This is a genomic window from Spiroplasma endosymbiont of Dromius quadrimaculatus (assembly GCF_964031155.1).
GTDB lineage: Bacteria > Bacillota_I > Bacilli_A > Mycoplasmatales > Nriv7 > Nriv7.
The window spans coordinates 618,078-636,828 of the sequence record NZ_OZ035010.1 but is presented as its reverse complement, the minus strand read 5'-3'; the positions used below and the strand labels follow the sequence as shown (position 1 = coordinate 636,828).

Below are 18,751 nucleotides of genomic sequence, written 5' to 3'. Positions count from 1 at the left end.
TTTTTAATTAGTAATTTCTTCATGTGTTTTAGCAAATAATAAAGTTTTACTTGTATAGAGGTCATAATCAGTTGTAATTGATTGTACATGCCCAGCATCTTTTATAACTAGTAATTCACTAATTTGTTTTTCTTCATCACGAATTTTATGATGATAAATATCATAAGCCATATATAATGGAACAAAATTATCTTTTTCACCATGAATAATTAGTAATGGGATAGTAGCACATTTTTTTAAATTATTTTTAGGAACTAATTTTTTAACTTTTAGTTCATTAACTAATCGTAATGATAATCGCATTACTGATATTGTTCAAAATCAATGTTTTTTAAAAATTGTCATACTCATCCATCGTAGTTGCTCAATAAAACTACTATAAGCACAATCACTAATTGCTCAAGATACTTTTAATTCTTTAATTTTTTCACTGTATTCTTTAATGAATTCAATAATGGTACTTCCACCCATTGAATTACCAATTAAACCAATTGATTGGACAATAAAGTTCTTATGTAAATATTTTATTACCATTGCTAGATCATGTTTTTCAAAAAAACCAAATCCAATAGTTTTAGCACTAGATTTGCCGTGGTTGCGTGCATCAAATGATACAATATTGTATCCTTCATTATAAAAATGTCTTGTCATTCTTAAAGCTAAAAATTTGTTTTCTGTTCATCCGTGCATAGCAATAACTCATTTGTTATTTTTATTATTAGGATTAATTAAAATTAAACTGCTAAGAATAGTATTACCATTAATAATTTCATGTTCTTGAAATTTGAGATTATTTTTTTCTTTTGTGCTGAAAGCAATTAAAGAATTGTTTTTAATAATACTATCAGTAGTTAAAACAGCTAAACTATATTTTTCAGTACCATGATATAAGGGGTCATATTTACCAAATCGATGAAATGTATTGGTGAAACGAGGCGTAACATAAAAATTTTTACAACATATATATAATAGATATCATATTAAAATAGGGAAAGTTAAAATAATGATAATTAAACTAAAAAATGATAGTCGTTTAAACTTTCTTGGTAGGGGATTTTTAATTTGCGTAATTTCCATAATTTTAACCTCATGTTTTAGTAATATATTTATTTTATCATTTTATTAATATTATATGATAATAAATTAATTAGGTAATATATAAAGGCAAATGTTATAATTACTATATTGAGGGAGTGGTAATGGTGACAATCAGTTTTATTTTAACTAGTTCTAATGATAATAATAAGTTAGAAGTAACATTAAATAGTATTTTAAAACAAAAGGGTAAAGATTATGAAATTATTATTGTGGATGATAAAACAAAAGATGATACTCTAGAATATATTACTAAATTCTTTCAAGAACATAGTGATACTATTAAAGTTATTAGTAGTTGAAAGGAAATTGAAACCGCTAATGCTTGAAATTTAGCATTAAGTAATGCTAAAGGAAGTTATGTTTTATTTTTACAACCAGGATATAAATTAATAAATAATTTTATGGAAAATATTATCCAAGAAATTAATAATAATGATGAACCTGATTTAATTGAATTTATGGTTCAATATTCTAATGTTTATCATCATATTTCTTCACGAAGATTAAAAAATAATAATTTGTATCATCCTCTTTTAAATCGAGAAGTCTTTGCTTTAATTCATCATTCACTATTTAATAAATTATTTAAAAGAAAGATTATTACTAGTCATAAAATTACTTTTCGTCGCTCTAATCGTTTTGATTTATTATTTATTTATAAAATATTACCGTGAATTGAAACTTTATATACAAGCACTAAAATATTAGTAGATATTGAAATTGAGCCGTTCTTGAATTTTAATAGTTTTGATTTTTTAAAGCAATGAGTTCATATTTATAACTATTATAAGCAAATAAACTTAGCACGAGAGTTAATTGAAGAATTAGAATATGCATTTGTTCGCTTTCATTACTATACATTTTTAAAAGTTATTGCTCCAACAGGAAATAAAGTATTAGTTAAAAAAGCTATTCAAGAAGTTACAAATAAAGTTACGAAAAGATTTCCTCACTGAGAAAAAAATCAATATCTTAATTTAGTACCAGAGGATTTGTTCAATAAAGATGTTGCTAAAGATTGAAAAAAATATTTAAAGAATTTTGTTTAATGGATATTATGAAAATTAAAACTATTAGTAGTGATAGTGACACTATAAGAAAAAAAACGCCATATTTTTTAGTAAAACTTTGAAAAGTAATTTTTGCTAGAGTGATTGATTATGTAATTATCAGTATGATCATTTTTATTATTAGTTGGGGAATTTATCAAAATCAATATCTTAATGACTGACAAAAAGCAATTATTAATCATTTCAGTGCATTGTCATTATTAATGTCTTATTTTGTTATGATGCCATATTTTTGTCAAGGTAGAACAATAGCAAAATTTATTTTTTGTTTTAAATTAATCAAAGAAGGTCAAAATAAGATTCGGATTTGAAATTTATTATATCGGGAATTGTTTATTACAATTATTCCGTGAGTAATTTTGATTATTAGTAATTTATTTGTTAGCTTAGTTTTTAAATATCCAATTTTTATTTTTAATTATCAAAACATTTTTGTAATTACTAAACCACAACATTCTTTACCGTTAGCTGTAACAATTACATTAAGATTAATGGGATTATTTTATTTATTATGATATGGTTCATTAATGTTACTTTATAAGTTTGATGTTAAAAATCAATTATTCTTTGATCGCTATTTACACATTTATATTGTTAATGTTCGTTATCATCAAGAGAAAAAGCAAGAAAAAGAAAAATTACAAGATAATAAAATTCATATTCATTTACAAGAGTCTTTACCGGGAACTATTGATAGTAAAGAATTAAAAGCAATTGAAGAGTTATAAAAGGAGTAGAAGATGAATATAAACCATTTAAATGAAGAACAAAAGTTAGCAGTTTTAAGTAGTGAAGGTGCTAATAGAATTATAGCTGGTGCGGGAAGTGGCAAAACAAGAGTTATTATTTATAAAATTGCTCATTTGATTCATAATTTGGCCATTAGTAGTAATCAAATTTTAGCCGTAACTTTTACTAATAAAGCAGCTAATGAAATGAAAAGTCGATTAAATGAATTGGTTGGCGATCAATCTAAATATACATGAGTTCATACATATCATGCCTTTTGTGTTCGGGTTTTAAGAAATGATATTGTGGTTTTGGGATATACAAAAGATTTTATTATTATTGATACTGTTGATAAAATTAATATTTTAAAAGATATTATTAAAAATAAGCAATATAATTTTGATAGTAATGAAATTAAGAAAGTTAGTAGTATGATTTCTTATTGAAAAAATCATCAATTATCGTATCGTGATGTTATTAATAGTGATTTTTATCATGAACATAAGCAACAATGATTAGAAATTTATAAGATTTATTTACAATATTTGCCTAAGAATAATATGCTTGATTTTGATGATTTATTAACTTTAACTTTAGAATTATTTTCGCATCATACAGAAGTATTACAAAAGTGACAAAAGCGATTTTCGTATGTTTTAGTTGATGAATTTCAAGATACTAATGAATTACAGTTTGAATTAATTAATTATTTAGTAAAAATCCATCAAAATATTACTGTTGTTGGTGATCCAGATCAAACAATTTATTCTTTTCGCGGGGCAAAAGCAAGATTAATTTTAGATTTTGATAATTATTTTCCTAATGGGAAGACTTTTATTCTTAATCAAAATTATCGTTCAACACAAAATATTTTAGATGTGGCAAATATTCTTATTAGTTATAATCATTCACGAATTGCTAAAGATTTATTTACGATGAATGACCGTGGTAGTAAGACAAAATTATATCATGGCAATACTAGTATTCGTGAAACTAACTGGGTGGCAAAAGAAATTAAAAAGTTAGTTGAGAAAAAAATTTTATTAAATAATATTTTAATTCTTTATCGTGCTAATTATCTTTCTCGTGATTTAGAAGAAGCATTAATTAATAATCATATTAATTATCGTATTTATGGTGGTTTTAAGTTTTTTGAAAGAAAAGAAATTAAGGATGTTTTAGCTTACTTAAAAACTTTAGTTTATGGTGATCAATTATCAACAGTAAGAGTTTTAAATTTGATTAAAGGTGTGGGGATGACAACAATTAATAATTTAATTGAACAATCACAAAATAATCACCAATCGCTTTTAGAATATTTAATGCTAAATGTTGCTAGTTTAAAACCATCAATAATTGAATTAGTTACATATTTAAAAGTTTGAAAAGAGAAACTAAAATCATATGAAAAGATGACTTTATTCAGTCAAGATTTTTTAAATAACGGTAATTACTTACAGCAATTAGCAGATGGTTTTGAGGAAGAACGTTTAGAAAATGTTAAAGAATTATTTAATCATATGGAAAATTATGATTTGCAAAATGTGGATTCATTACAAGGAATGGAATTATTACAACATTATTTACAAGAAGTTAGTTTATATGTTGATCAAGATGAAAATTCTGCTAATCAAGATAGAGTTAGTTTGATGACGATTCATAATGCTAAAGGTTTGGAATATGATTTTGTATTGATTATTGGTTTAAATGAAGGCATTTTTCCTAATACTTTAAGTATTGAAGAAGGAATTTCTGCTATTGAAGAAGAACGAAGAGTTTTATATGTTGCGATTACAAGAGCAAGAAAAGGATTATTTTTAAGTTATAGTGAAGGGTTTTCTTATGTAACTAATAATTACCGCTTACCTTCAAGATTTGTTATTGAAATTAATCCTAGTTTATTAGAACTTAAAAGCGATGAACAATTAGAAGATACTAAGCGGTCATTAAGTTGAACAATACCGAAAAATATTTCTTTAACACCAGCAAAAAAATCGCAATGAAAAACTGGTGATATTATTCAACATTCTACTTTTGGTAAAGGGATTGTAACTAATATTTTAAATTCTAATGTTGAAGTCGCTTTTAATAGTGGGATTAAAGTTTTACGATCTAATCACCCGTTATTAAAGAAGGTTTTGAGTGAAGATTAAATATCTAGTTTTTAATTGCTGTTTATGTTAGTATTAACTTACATTTATTAATTATTATTTATTGATGTAAAAAAATTAAAGGAGAAATAAAAATGTCATCATTTAAAGCTAAAATTACTGATCCAATAGGGATGCATGCGCGACCTGCTGCGATTGTTGTTAAAGAGGCTTCAAAATATAGTTCTACTATTAAAATTAAAGTTAATGGTCGTGAAGGAAATTTAAAGTCAATTATGAATATTATGGCTTTAGGAGTTAAAACCGGAACAGAAGTAGAAATTGAAGCAATTGGTAAAGATGCTGATGTTGCAATTGCTGGCATTAAAAAAGCAATGAAAGATAATAAATTGGTTTAATATAAAATTTAAAAATACGAGTAATTTCGTATTTTTATTTTGTTTTTTTAAGATTGCAATTGTTATTGGAAAAACTGAACTTTTTTATATATAATTACTATTAAACATATATAGAAACGAGGACATATTATGGAGTTGAAAGCTATTGGTGCTTCAAACGGAATTGCCATTGCTAAAGTATATAAGTTAATTGAACAACGAATTGAAGTTGAAAAAGAACAAGTTACTAATATTGAAGAGCAATTACGAAATTTAGAACAAGCATTGGATGTATCGCTTACTGAAATTCGGAAATTGTATACTGAAACTCTTAAAAAGCTTGGTGAAGATAAAGCTAAAATTTTTATGGCTCATGAGCAAATTATTAGTGATCCCACTATTATTGATGAAATAAAACAGATGATTACTAGTGAACAAGTTACTAGTTCGTATGCGAGTTTTGTTGTTGCTAATAAATATATTGCAATGTTTAAAGCGATGGATGACGCTTATATGCGCGAAAGAGCAAGCGATATTGAAGATGTTACTAATCGTTTAATTAAGCATTTATTGGGAATAAAAATTCAAGATTTAGCAATTATTGATGAAGAAGTAATTATTGTTAGTTCTGATTTAACACCATCGCAAACAGTACAATTAAATCCGGAATTTGTGAAAGGATTTCTTTGTGATATTGGTGGTAGAACTTCGCATGCGGCGATTATGGCGCGTAGTTTAGAAATTCCGGCGATTGTAGGATTAAAAGATATTACTAGTAAAGTAGAAAATGATGAACTAATTATTATGGATGGAAAAAGTGGTGTTGTCATAACTAATCCTACTAGTGCTCAACAAGGTGAATGAAAAGAATTGCAAACGCAATGAAAAATTAAGCAACAACAATTGCAAAAATATAAGGATGAACCAACGATAACTTTAGATGGGCATAAAGTTACTTTAGAAGGAAATATTGGTTCTTTTCACGATGTTGATAGTGTTATTGATAATGGTGGTAATGGAGTGGGATTATTTCGTTCAGAATTTTCATATATGAATAGTAATCAATGACCAACAGAGGAAGAACAATTCCAAGCATATAAAGCTGTCTTAGAGAAAATACCTAATGATATGGTTGTTATTCGGACACTTGATATTGGTGGTGATAAGCATTTATCGTATTATCAGTTTGAATCGGAAATGAATCCTTTTTTAGGTTATCGCGCAATTCGTTTGTGTTTAGATCAGATTGATGTTTTTAAAACGCAATTGCGAGCATTACTAAGAGCATCGGTTTATGGTAAATTAGCAATTATGTTTCCTATGATTGCTACTGTGAATGAGTTTAAAGAAGCTAAAGCCATAACTTTACAATGTAAAGAAGAATTAAAGCAAGAAAATATTGTTGTTAGTGATGATATTCAAATTGGAATGATGGTTGAAATTCCTGTTGCTGCGGTAATGAGTGATATTTTTTCTCAATATGCTGATTTTGTTTCGATTGGAACTAATGATTTAATTCAATATGGAATTGCTGTTGATCGAATGTCACCGAAGGTATCATATTTATATCAACCTTATCATCCAGGAATATTAAGACTAATTAAAATGACAATTGATGGTGCTCATTTAAATAAGAAATGAGTTGGAATGTGTGGCGAAATGGCAGGAGAAATTTTGGCATTACCATTATTATTAGGAATGGGATTAGATTACTTTTCAATGTCATCAACATCAATATTAGAAGCAAGAAAAATTATTAATAGTTTAACTAAAAAAGAGACAGGTGTTCTTGTGAATGAGGCTTTAAAATGTCATAATGAAAATGAAGTAATTACTCTTGTTACTAAATTTTTACAAGAAAAGAAATTAATTTAATGTTTTTAAATATGATATTGGCAACGACAACAATAAATAAGAATATGGGTATTGCTTTAACTGTTAGTTGTCTTATTTTGACAATTTTATGTTTTGTTATTCATTGACTGTTAGTAACAAAATATTTTTCAAAAGTTGTTTATAAGGATACATTGTGATTTTTTATTAAGAAAAATATTTTCTTTTTATGTGGATGTATGTTTACTCTTGGGTTTATCGCTTCCTTAATTTCTATATTGAGAATATTTAGTTAAAACATATATGATAAGAAAGGATACATTATGATTTATTCACATCGTGCTTTAGAAAAAAAGTGACAAGAGTATTGAAAAAATCAGCAAATATTTAAGACGCCTAGTAATATTGCAACTAAAAAAACTTATATTCTTGATATGTTTCCATATCCATCTGGTGCTGGATTACATGTTGGTCATTTAAAAGGTTATATTGCTACTGATGTAATGGCACGATTTCGTAAGATGCAAGGTTATGCTGTTTTGCATCCTATTGGTTGGGATGCGTTTGGTTTACCAGCTGAACAGTATGCTTTAAAAACAAAAAATAATCCTGTAAGTTTTACTTTGGAAAATATTAATAATTTTCGTCATCAATTGCAACGCTTAGGTTTTTCTTATGATTATAATAAAGAAATAAATACTACTGACCCTAATTATTATCAATGAACACAATGAATATTTTCACAAATTTATAAAAAAGGTTTAGTTCAATTAAAATGAAGTGATGTTAATTGATGTGAAAAATTAGGAACAGTTTTAGCTAATGAAGAGGTTTTAGTTATTGAAGGAAAAATGGTTTCTGAAAGAGGTCATTATCCGGTTATTAAAAAACCAATGCAACAATGAGTTTTAAAAATAACTAATTATGCTTCAAGACTATTAAAAGGATTAGATGATTTAGATTGACCTAATTCCGTTAAAGAATTACAAAGAAATTGAATTGGTGAACGATTAGGGGCATTAGTGGATTTTAAAATTCAAAATTCATTAGAAAAAATTTCAGTTTTTACTACAAGGTTGGATACGATTTTTGGTGTTAGTGCTATTATTTTAGCACCAGAGCATCCATTAGTAGTTTCGCTTACTATTAAGAATAATGAGCAACAAATGAATGAGTATTTATCAGAAGTTAAAATGAAAACTGATTTAGAACGCCAAGAGTTAAATAATGATAAACAAGGGGTATTTACGGGTAGTTATGCGTTGCATCCGTTAACAAATGAATTACTTCCGATTTGAGTTGCTGATTATGTGTTATATCATTATGGAACAGGAGCAATAATGTGTGTTCCCGCACATAGTGCTGAAGATTATCATTTAGCATTAAAATATAATTTACCAATAAAGATTGTTATTGAAAATGATAATATGAAAATGCCAATAACTGGTGATGGTATTCATATTAATTCTCAGTTTTTGAATGGACTAAATAATGAACAAGCCATTAGTAAAATTATTAATGTTTTGGAAGCAAAAGCAATCGCTAAAAAACATACAACTTATAAATTACGCGATTGATTGTTTTCGCGCCAAAGATATTGAGGTGAACCGTTTCCAATTATTTTTTGAGATGATGGTACCACTGGTTTAGTTGATGAGTTAGATTTACCGGTAATGTTACCATTAACAGATAATATTGTTTCAACAGTTAATGGTCAGTCGCCATTGGCAAATATGGTTGATTTTGTTAATGTTACTAGAAATGATGGTGTTAAAGGGAAAAGAGATACAAATACAATGCCACAATGAGCAGGTAGTTGTTGATATTATTTAGCATATATTTTGAAACAAGATGATGGTAGTTTTATTCCCTTAAATAGTAAAACCGCGTTTAAATTATTGGAACAATGATTACCAGTTGATTTGTATGTTGGTGGTCAAGAACATGCGGTGTTGCATTTACTATATGCTCGATTTTGACATCAAGTATTGTATGATTTAAAAGTTGTTCCGACACCTGAACCTTTTATGAAACTTGTTAACCAAGGAATGATTTTAGGTGTTGATGGTGAAAAGATGTCAAAATCAAAAGATAATGGTGTTAATCCTGATGATATCATTATGACGCATGGCGCTGATGCTTTACGCGTTTATGAGATGTTTATGGGACCATTAACAGCATCAATGCCATGAAATATTCAAGGTATTGATGGTACAAGGAGATGATTAGATCGGATTTATCGTTTAGTAACTGAACATCTTGCTTGAATTATTAAAAATAATGATGGTCAAATGGATAAAATTTATCATCAAACAGTGTTTAAAGTAACTACTGATTTGGAAAATTTAGCTTTTAATACGGCGTTATCATCATTAATGGTTTTTGTTAATGCTTGTTATAAAACAAAGCAAATTTATTTACCTTATTTTTTAGGATTTATCAAAATGTTAAGTTTATTTGCTGTGCATTTAGCAGAAGAATTATGATTAATATTAGCCCAAGAAAGTAGTGTTGCTGTTCAAAAATGACCTGAATATGATGCTAAGTATTTAGTGAAAGATGAAGTTGTTGTTATTATTCAGGTTAATGGTAAATTACGAGGAAAATTAAATGTTGTGCCGAATTTATCACAAGAAGAAATTTTAAAAATTATTCAAAATGATGACTATTTACAAAAAATTTTATATCAATATGAAATTAAACAAACAATATTTGTAATGAATAAAATTATTAACTTTGTTACTAAAGTAGTGGATAAACACGATGATTAAGCGAGCGATTATTTTTGCGGCCGGAGTTGGCAGAAGATTAAAATTAAATCATCAACATAAATCATTATTAAATATTAATGGTGAAATTTTAATTGAAAAAATAATAACTAATTTATTAGTGGCTAAAGTTAATGAAATTATTGTTATTACTGGTTATCGTCATCAAGATTTTTTATATTTAGTTGATAAGTATGTGCAAGTTAAGCTTGTTCATAATGCGCAATATGAAAATGGTTCTAGTGCCTATGCTGGTTATTTAGTTAAAGATTACTTACAAGATAATACAATTATTATTAGTGGTGATATGGTAATGGGGCGAAATTTTTTTATGAATTTAACAGCAAAACCAATTATGTGTGCCGTTAAACGAGTAACTAAAAAGATTGATTGAGTGTATAATATAGGTAATGACAATAATATTATTGGTTATGAAAAAAGTAATAATATGCATAAGCTATTATTAGGTGAATGGTCATTGTTAGATGAACGATGAGCAAAGGCGATTAGAGAACAATTGCAAATTAAGTTTGCTAAAAATGAGATTTCTCAATATCAAATGGTGGATATTCTTATTGCTAGTGCTTTAAAAAATAAAATTGTTATTGCTCCTTATATATTAAGTGAAGATGACCAATGAGATATTGATACACCAGAAGATTTAGAAATTTCAGTTGCTAAAACGATAAAAATTTCATAGTTATTATTGATATATTTAGTTTAAAGAGATTGTAATAATTTCTTAGATTAACTAAATAATATTTGATTTAGTTATTAAAAATAGAGTGGAGGTTATTGCTTGAATTTTAAAATAAAAAAATTTTTAGAATTTATTTTTAAATTTAAATAGAAAAGGAACGGTTTATATATCGTCAAAGCTTGGATTTAAACAGTCTTTAGGTAGTTTTTGGAGTAACTTTAAAGAAAAAAGTCAAGGTGTTCTTCAAAAATTATCTAAAGCATTTATGTTGCCGATTGCGTTGTTACCAATTGCGGGATTATTTTTAGGAATTGGAGCAACAATTGAAACACTTGCTAAAAATGCTGATGCAGAAGCTTGAGAAACTTTTGGAACATTTTTAAAAATGATGGGCGATGTCCCATTTGCTAATTTACCAGTATTATTTGCAATTTCAGTTGCAATTGCTTTTACTAATGATGCGGGAGTTGCAGGTTTAACCGCATTAATTGGTTTTCTAATTTTTATTGTTGTAATTGCTGTCTTTATGAATCAAGGGGTAATAAACTATAACTATGTTTTAGCATATGTTGATGATGCTGGTAAAGATCAGAAGATTGTAGTTTCATTAAAGGAATTATATACGGGAAAAGATTTAATACCAAAATTAACTGCTGAATTTAGTAAATTATTAGGAGGAACATTGGGCGGAAAACCAATTGATGATACTTTTTATCAAGTAATATCATCAAGTGAAACGCCGATTAACTATAATTTATGATTTTGAAAAGGTGATTTAGCAGTTGATAATAAATTAACGACATCAATTTTAGGTATTGGACCAACACTAAATTCAGGAGTATTTGGAGGAATTATTGTTGGGGCGTTAGTTGCTTTTCTTTACAATCGCTTTTATCTAACAGAATTACCTTCTTACATTAGTTTTTTTAGTGGCGTAAAATTTGTCCCAATTGTGGTATTCTTTGCTGTTATTCCCTTGGCGTTTATTTTTATTTTAATATGACCGCCAGTTGGGGCAGCATTTAATTGATTTGGGCGTTCATCAGGAACATTACCTGTGGGATTAGATTCATTATTTTTTGGATTAATTGAACGGTCATTAATTCCTTTTGGATTGCATCATGTGTTTTATAAGCACCATTGTGATGATCTGGTGCTGGTGGAGCGATTAGTGACTTTGCTAGTACTGGGGATGTAGCTAATCCATTAACTTTAACAGCTGTTGGTGACCAAACAGGATTTATGGCAGTTATTGCTGATGGAAAATTAACATTGCAAGATATGTGAGGTCGGGGATTACGACTAGGACGATTCCAAGCAGGTAAGTTTCCCTTTATGATGTTTGGATTGCCAGCCGCTGCCGCTGCTATGGCATTGACGGTACCTAAGGAAAATCGAAATACAGCATTAGGAGTATATGCTTCTGCTGGATTAACCAGTTTCTTAACAGGAATTACTGAACCGTTAGAATTTAGTTTCTTATTTGTGGCCCCGTGGTTATTTTATGGGATTCATGTGCCATTAGCGGGAATATCATTTATGTTAATGAATGTTTTACAAGTAAAAATTGGAATGACTTTCTCTGGTGGAGTATTAGACTGAATTATTTATGAAATTGTTCCAAGTTTTAGTGGTCAAACAACTAATTGATGAGTTGTACCAATTGTTGGTGCAGCCTATGCAGCGATTTATTTCTTCTTATTTTATTTCTTGATTTTACGATTTAATATTAAAATTCCGGGAAGAGAAGCTGTTGATGGGCAGATTCATTTATTTACAAAAAAAAGATTATCAAGCAGCAAAAAGTCAATCTAAGAATATGTCGCCAATAGAAGATAATATTATTAATGATGAAAAAGAAAAACTTAAAGATAAGAAATCTGGAAAAGGAATTGTTACAGCAGAAAAAATATTAGCTGCTTTGGGTGGAGCAGAAAATATTGAAAATATTGATGCTTGTGCTTCAAGATTGCGAGTGCAAGTCGTTGATATGAATAAAGTTGATGCTGGCGAATTAGAAATTTTAAGTATTAAGCCTATTAAAAAGAGTGGTAAGAAGCAAGTGGCTGTAGTTTTTGGTGGTCAATCAGATATTTGAAAAAATAAAATTAAGGAAATTTTGTATCGCTCTTCTTCCGCAGAAAATAGTAAAAAGTAATAAATATTTAGTAGTAAATAGTAATTAATTAAGAGTGAATTTAAAAAAAATTAAATTCACTCTTTTTTCAGTTGAATTTAAAAATTAATATGTTTTAATAAAAGAAAGAAGCTGAAAGGATTGATTATTAAATGATGAATGATAAGTTAACTAAGTTATTAATTATTTCGAGTTTATCAATAGGAGCTACAAGCAATTTAGGTACTATTAATAATATTAAAAGTAAAGAAGAAAAATCTGTTGATGTTTTAAATCTTATTACCAATAAAACAGTTGATGAAGAACAATGAGAACAGAATATTAAAATTATCTTAGAAGATTTTATTTTTTCAAAATCGTTGATTTTTAATTGAACTGTTAATACTTTTAAAAAAGATTTTAATATTTCTGAACAACAAAAACAACCATATAATTTTTCTTTAACGGATGCTAAATATTATTATTACAAAATTCTTAATGATGTTAGAAGATTTATTGATAGTCAATTAAATATCCGGTGAAGGGTTGATCTTGAAGTTAAGAAAATTAAATGAAGAGCTAGTAATGCGGATTTAACAGCAGCTTTAATTAGTTCATTTGATTTATATGTTGATCGGCCCTTAACTAGTTATTTAGATGTGTATTTGTGAAGTAATAAAATGCAAAAGCATTATTTAGCAACAGGTCTTAGTTATAATGTTGGATTTAATATTATAAAATAAATTATTAAGGTAAGATGATGGGATATATCACTTTTGTTTTAATGACAAAAGTGATTTTTTCACATATAATTAAAGATATATATAATATATGAAAGGAAAATAATTAAATGTTTAGTTTTGGTAATTTTTTTAAAAAAAAGCAAATTGAAATTTTATCACCAGTAGATGGTGAAGTAATTAATATTACTGATGTTGATGATGAGGTGTTTAATGAAAAGATGTTAGGTGATGGTGTCGCATTAATTCCTGCTGCTAATGAGTTTTATGCACCGTTTGCAGGTACGATAACTTCAATATTTCCTACGAATCATGCTTATGGAATTCAACATCGAACAAAAGTAGAATGTTTACTACACATTGGTTTAGATACGGTTAATTTAAAAGGTAGGGGGTTTGAACCAAAAGTTAAACAAGGTCAAAAAGTAAAGGCTAATGAATTATTAGCAGTTGTTAATTGAAGTGAAATTGCTGGTGAGATTAAATCAAATCAATCGCCGTTAATTTTTTTACCTGATAGTTTAAAAGGTAAAAAAATTACTAATATTAAATTAGGTGCTGTTAAAGCTGGTGAAGTTATTGCAATAATTCAATAAATTATTTAATAAAAAAGATGAGTTCATTGAATTCATCTTTTTTATTAAAATTAGTATTATTTAGAATTATTTTTTAAATAAGTGTCATATAGTTTTTCAACTTCTTCTCAGTTAATAATGTCAAAAAATTTAGTTACATAAGTTTTACGGTCGTTACGATAGTCAATATAATAGGCATGTTCTCAAACATCAATACCGATTAAAGGATAGGATTTTAAAAATCAAGGATTATCTTGGTTAAAGGTGTTAAAAATTTTTAATTTGCCATTACGATCAATTAATAATCATGTTCAACCACTACCAAAGACTTGTAAGGCGGCGTCACGCATTTTTTCTTGTCATTTTTCCATTGACCCGTAGGTTTCTTCAATGAGAGTTTTTAATTTACCATTACTAATTGGTTTGTCTTTGGCTAGGATACTAAAAAAGAAATTGTGGTTAATTAATCCGCCACCAAATTGGCGAATACCAACATGGCATTCATTTGGTAAGGTTAAATAGTCGCGCATTAATTGATTTAGATCGGTAGGTTGATTGTTATTTTCTAATTTTGCAAGAGTATTATTTAAACCATCTTCATATGCTTTGTGATGTTTGTTGTAATGATAATCCATGGTTTCTTTAGATATAATTGGTTCTAGAGCATCTAACGAATAATTTAATTCTTTTCTTTGAAACATTTATAATTTCCTCCTTTTAATAAATTAATTATATACACATATACTATATAAATGTATAATAATTGTATAAGAAAGTAAAAATGGAGTAAGGTTTAAAGATGAGTTCTGAAAGTTTTTCGCATTCCCAACAATTAAAGTCGTGCAAATGATATCGTCCACAGTATCAAATTCCAAAAACTTTTGTTGATGATTTACAGGTTTATAATTATAAACTGTTTTCTAAAGTTAGTACTTGTTTATTTCTCATAACAGTTTTTGCTCTTCCAATAATTTTTGATTTACTTCGGATTTATGTTTTAAATAATAATAATTATATTTTTTTATTTTTAATTCTTAATTTAGTTTCGTATGGTTTTAGTTTTGGATGATTAATGGTTGAAGATGCAAAAAAATTTATTAATAGTGGTGCTTGAGCAATTTATTTATTTGTAGCTTCCCAAACAGTTAGTACGATTTTATTTGCTATTTTTATTAAAACATCGCCATTATTTTATGAGCAAGTTGGTAATAAAATTGAACTTACGAATGCTGGTTATTATGCTCTTAGTTCTTTTATACAAAGCATTACTGGATTAGTAACAATTTTTATAATTTTGTTTTTTAGTAAGCAGTTAGCAAGTAAGATTGGTAATACATTACTTTATAATGTGCTATTAGTTGCTATTGTGATTATTATTTCTTTGTTAATTATTTTTCAAGTTACTACTGTTTTTAAGTTTATTAATGATGCTATTGGTACTAAGAAATCTGCTAATCAAACTGAAATTGAAAAATCTTTAAGTACTATTAGTGGCAAGATTAGTTTATTTATTATGGTTGTTATTACAGCACCATTATTGGAAGAATTAGCAACTAGGCATAGTATTTTTATGCTATCAAGATATCGTTGATTGGGATTTTTTATTTCTTCTTTTTACTTTGCTTGAATGCATGTCCGCTTGGCTGGCGATATTCAAAATATTTTTAGTTATTTAGGTTTTTCTTTGTCGTTGTCATTACTATTTATTTTTAGTCGTGAGAATGTAACATATTCATTTGTAATTCATTTAATAAATAACTTGATTAGTTATACAGTTTTGGTTGCAACTTAGGATGGTACAATTTGTTATTGAAGAAAATGATGCTCATCAAACAATTATTAAATTTATGCGTAAAACTTTTAATACTGTTCCTTTACGACTAATTTATAAGTTATTTCGTTTAAAAAAGATAAAATTAAATGGTGAAGTTATTACTGATTTGAAGTATTATTTAAAACCTAATGATACGATTATTGTTTTAGATAATTTAACTTTCAAAGATGAAGTAAAAAAGCAATTTGCTAGTCAAATTGCTTTAACAATTATTTATGAAGACGAATATATTTTAATTGTTGATAAACCCCATAATGTTTTAATTCACCATCCTGTGGGTGATTGTTTAGATTTAGCAGTTCGTAAGTATTTGCAAATTAATAACAGTTATTCTTTTACTATTAGTCATGTACATCGTTTAGATAAATTAACAAGAGGTTTAGTAATTTATGCGAAAAAGAAAATTGCTTTAAATATTTTTCATCAATTTTGAAATCAAAATAATATTACTAAAAAATATTTAGCGTTATTAGCTACTAATAAGGAATTACCATTAGTTGTTAAAGGTTATATATTTCAAGATATTATGCAAGGAAAAATGGTGTTTAGTCCTAAATTAGAATTGCCAAATTGTAAAGTAGCAGTAACGAAGTTTAAAATGTTTAAAAAAGTATTAAAGTTTAGTTGATATGAGATCCAACTGATTACGGGAAGAAAACATCAAATTAGAGCATCTTGTGAGTATTTAAAAACACCGATTGTGGGTGACATTAAATATGGTTCTAAATATAATTTAAATGATCGTATTATGCTTTTTGCTTATAAGTTAGAGTTTAAAAATTTACCGGTTCCTTTGGATTATTTAAATAATAAACAATTTGTTTTACCAGATATTGATAAGATATTAGAAATAAATAGCAGAGAAATTAATTAAGTTTGTGATAAAATGATTTAAATTGAAGGGGAATGGCCAATGTATTCAACAAGCAAAAGTTTTTTTAATACACTGTTAGGAATTATTGGAACATTTTTAGGTTCAGTTTTTCAGTTTGTTCTTATTTATTTAATAATTAAATATTATGGGGCGAAGATGAATGGATTAGTACGAACTATTATGGCAATTTCATTTACTATTGGTTTGGCTGAGAGTAGTTTAGGAATTATGGGAATTTTTTATTTGTATCATCCCTTAGCAAAGAAAGATTGAATTACTGTTAATGATATTGTGGGTACGATTAAAAATAATTATATTAAAACGGGGATAATTTATTTATCATTAGTTATTTTTTTAGGTTTAGGGTTTTCTTTGTATGCCTATTGAAATAATGTTAGTGAAATTATTACTGATGATGTTATTCAAGTGATGCCGTTTTGACAATTATGAATTATTATCATATCGTTGTCATTAAAAAATTTAATTTCATTTTTCATTGTTGGTGCTTATGAAAATTTAATTCAAGCAGATAATGGTAATTATTTTAATCGGATTGTGCATTTAACTTGTGATTTATTAGTTTTTACAGGTGTTATTTTGTGAATGTGGATTAGTGCTAGAAATGGTAATCCCAATGCTTATTTACCATTTTTAGTTTATATTTTTCATGGAATTATTAAGTCAATTTTAATTTATATTTATGTGAAATTAAAGTATCCATGATTGCAAACTAAAGAGTGAACTAAAAATGATAAATTATTGCAAGAGAGTAACTATGTTGCGGTTAAAAGTTATGCGGTAGCAATTTTTAATAATATTGATTTTGTTTTAATTGCTTTATTTATTGGTTTTCGTACAGCGTCGGCGTATTCCATATATATGACGGTGGCGATAAATATGAGAGTAATTATGTTATTATTTATTACTTCGTTTAAAGACTTTTTTGGTACATGAATTTCTTATCAAGGAAGAATTCGTTGGAATACATTTGTTAAATTTGAATTGTTTGCTTATATGGTGGCTGCTTTTATGTTTGTTGTGCAATTTATTATGTCACCATATTTTGTTAATGGCTTATATGGTGAATTGAAGGTTCAAATGTTAGCAACTGTTAGAAGTTCTAGTAATCCAGAGTTTGAGAATATTGCGATTAAGACTATTTTTGATACCCCACATTTATCGTTAATTTTTGCTATTAATTCAGCATTATTAATGATAAGTGAACCGGCGAGTATTTTAATTTATGGTGCGGGAAGACATCGTGAAACTACGAAGCATGCTTATATACAAGTGGTTATTAGTTTGATTATTAGTTTAATTTTAGGGTCAGTTTTTACATATTATTTAAAAGATGCACAGTTAACAATTTATGCTTTAGTATTATCAACAACTTTTGGGTTATTTTATCGTTGAATTTATAGTAGTAGTTATACTTGGAAGTATTTAACATATAATAGTAATGCTCGGTTTTGATGAAAGAATTTGGCAATTATTATTATTCCAATGATTTTTTCAATTGTTATTGCTTATAAATTAATTTTTTCTAATCCTTATTATCAATTTGCTAACTATGAACAATTGTCGTCACAATTAGGAATTAAAGGAATTATAAAATTATTTATGTTAATTCTTGTTATTTCTGTTCCGGGGATTATGTTATTAGCAGCGATTACTGAACCTTTGCAGTTAATGGCGATATTATCACGAAGTTCATTAACTAATTGGATTATTGTTCGTTTAAAAAAACAATTGAAAAATAAAGATGATTTTTATACAAAAGATGAATTGATCGCTTTTAATGATCCCGATAAAATTAAAGTTCATAGTATTGAAGCCGAAGATAAATGAAAAGATAATCAGCGAACAAATAGTAAAAATGAGCAACAAGCAGTTTATACATTAACAGGTAAAAATTAATTTAAGGAG

At 27.1% G+C, this 18,751-nt stretch carries 18 protein-coding genes; 16 read left to right on the top strand and 2 right to left on the bottom strand.

From position 1 onward, the window contains the following. Positions 1-3 precede the first annotated feature (3 nt). Entirely contained in the window at positions 4-1,077 is a 1,074-nt protein-coding gene (locus AAHM88_RS03625; RefSeq protein ID WP_342263292.1) for an alpha/beta hydrolase, read from the bottom strand. A gap of 122 nt (positions 1,078-1,199) precedes the next feature. On the opposite strand from AAHM88_RS03625, the gene AAHM88_RS03620 reads away from it, so the two are divergent. The 13 genes from AAHM88_RS03620 (at position 1,200) to AAHM88_RS03560 (ending at position 14,138) form a co-directional block, all read left to right on the top strand. Beyond that, on the top strand, positions 1,200-2,147 hold the full coding sequence (locus AAHM88_RS03620) for a glycosyltransferase family 2 protein (protein ID WP_342263291.1): 948 nt from the start codon (positions 1,200-1,202) through the stop codon (positions 2,145-2,147). Further along, positions 2,147-2,896 (top strand): RDD family protein, encoded by a 750-nt coding sequence (locus AAHM88_RS03615; RefSeq protein ID WP_342263290.1) that lies wholly within the window; start codon positions 2,147-2,149, stop codon positions 2,894-2,896. The genes AAHM88_RS03620 and AAHM88_RS03615 overlap by 1 nt, the downstream gene beginning before the upstream one ends. A 12-nt stretch (positions 2,897-2,908) precedes the next feature. Continuing rightward, a complete protein-coding gene (locus AAHM88_RS03610; RefSeq protein ID WP_342263289.1) occupies positions 2,909-5,050 on the top strand; it encodes an ATP-dependent helicase in 2,142 nt (713 codons plus the stop codon). A 92-nt stretch (positions 5,051-5,142) separates the two neighbouring features. Next, entirely contained in the window at positions 5,143-5,406 is a 264-nt protein-coding gene (locus tag AAHM88_RS03605) for an HPr family phosphocarrier protein (protein WP_338968560.1), read from the top strand. A gap of 129 nt (positions 5,407-5,535) precedes the next feature. Continuing rightward, positions 5,536-7,260, top strand: coding sequence for a phosphoenolpyruvate--protein phosphotransferase (gene ptsP / locus AAHM88_RS03600; protein WP_342263288.1), 1,725 nt, complete (start codon positions 5,536-5,538; stop codon positions 7,258-7,260). Continuing rightward, positions 7,260-7,514 (top strand): hypothetical protein, encoded by a 255-nt coding sequence (locus AAHM88_RS03595; RefSeq protein ID WP_342263287.1) that lies wholly within the window; start codon positions 7,260-7,262, stop codon positions 7,512-7,514. Before ptsP ends, AAHM88_RS03595 begins: the two co-directional genes overlap by 1 nt. 27 nt (positions 7,515-7,541) lie before the next feature. Continuing rightward, the gene (gene leuS / locus AAHM88_RS03590; protein WP_342263286.1) at positions 7,542-9,989 is read left to right on the top strand and encodes a leucine--tRNA ligase; all 2,448 of its coding nucleotides are present in this window, start codon (positions 7,542-7,544) and stop codon (positions 9,987-9,989) included. After that, on the top strand, positions 9,982-10,686 hold the full coding sequence (locus AAHM88_RS03585; RefSeq protein WP_338967483.1) for an NTP transferase domain-containing protein: 705 nt from the start codon (positions 9,982-9,984) through the stop codon (positions 10,684-10,686). The genes leuS and AAHM88_RS03585 overlap by 8 nt, the downstream gene beginning before the upstream one ends. A gap of 265 nt (positions 10,687-10,951) precedes the next feature. Next, positions 10,952-11,884, top strand: a complete 933-nt coding sequence (locus AAHM88_RS03580; protein WP_342263285.1) for a PTS transporter subunit EIIC — start codon at positions 10,952-10,954, stop codon at positions 11,882-11,884. After that, on the top strand, positions 11,827-12,501 hold the full coding sequence (locus tag AAHM88_RS03575) for a PTS transporter subunit EIIC (protein WP_342263284.1): 675 nt from the start codon (positions 11,827-11,829) through the stop codon (positions 12,499-12,501). The genes AAHM88_RS03580 and AAHM88_RS03575 overlap by 58 nt, the downstream gene beginning before the upstream one ends. Then, entirely contained in the window at positions 12,443-12,844 is a 402-nt protein-coding gene (locus AAHM88_RS03570) for a PTS glucose/sucrose transporter subunit IIB (protein WP_342263324.1), read from the top strand. The genes AAHM88_RS03575 and AAHM88_RS03570 overlap by 59 nt, the downstream gene beginning before the upstream one ends. A 131-nt stretch (positions 12,845-12,975) precedes the next feature. Further along, entirely contained in the window at positions 12,976-13,545 is a 570-nt protein-coding gene (locus AAHM88_RS03565; RefSeq protein ID WP_342263283.1) for a hypothetical protein, read from the top strand. Between the two features lie 107 nt (positions 13,546-13,652). Continuing rightward, the gene (locus AAHM88_RS03560; protein ID WP_338967416.1) at positions 13,653-14,138 is read left to right on the top strand and encodes a PTS glucose transporter subunit IIA; all 486 of its coding nucleotides are present in this window, start codon (positions 13,653-13,655) and stop codon (positions 14,136-14,138) included. Between the two features lie 56 nt (positions 14,139-14,194). Here AAHM88_RS03560 and AAHM88_RS03555 read toward each other — a convergent pair whose 3' ends face one another. Then, a complete protein-coding gene (locus AAHM88_RS03555; RefSeq protein WP_342263282.1) occupies positions 14,195-14,818 on the bottom strand; it encodes a superoxide dismutase in 624 nt (207 codons plus the stop codon). A 98-nt stretch (positions 14,819-14,916) separates the two neighbouring features. Between AAHM88_RS03555 and AAHM88_RS03550 the strand changes: the two genes are divergently transcribed. From AAHM88_RS03550 to AAHM88_RS03540, 3 genes are read left to right on the top strand one after another with little or no spacing between them, the layout of a single operon-like run. Beyond that, positions 14,917-15,909 carry a CPBP family glutamic-type intramembrane protease gene (locus tag AAHM88_RS03550; RefSeq protein WP_342263281.1) on the top strand — a complete coding sequence of 331 codons (993 nt, stop codon included), beginning with the start codon at positions 14,917-14,919 and terminating at the stop codon, positions 15,907-15,909. A gap of 1 nt (position 15,910) precedes the next feature. Beyond that, positions 15,911-16,825, top strand: a complete 915-nt coding sequence (locus AAHM88_RS03545; RefSeq protein ID WP_342263280.1) for an RluA family pseudouridine synthase — start codon at positions 15,911-15,913, stop codon at positions 16,823-16,825. Between the two features lie 39 nt (positions 16,826-16,864). After that, positions 16,865-18,742 carry a hypothetical protein gene (locus AAHM88_RS03540; RefSeq protein ID WP_342263279.1) on the top strand — a complete coding sequence of 626 codons (1,878 nt, stop codon included), beginning with the start codon at positions 16,865-16,867 and terminating at the stop codon, positions 18,740-18,742. Positions 18,743-18,751 lie beyond the last annotated feature (9 nt).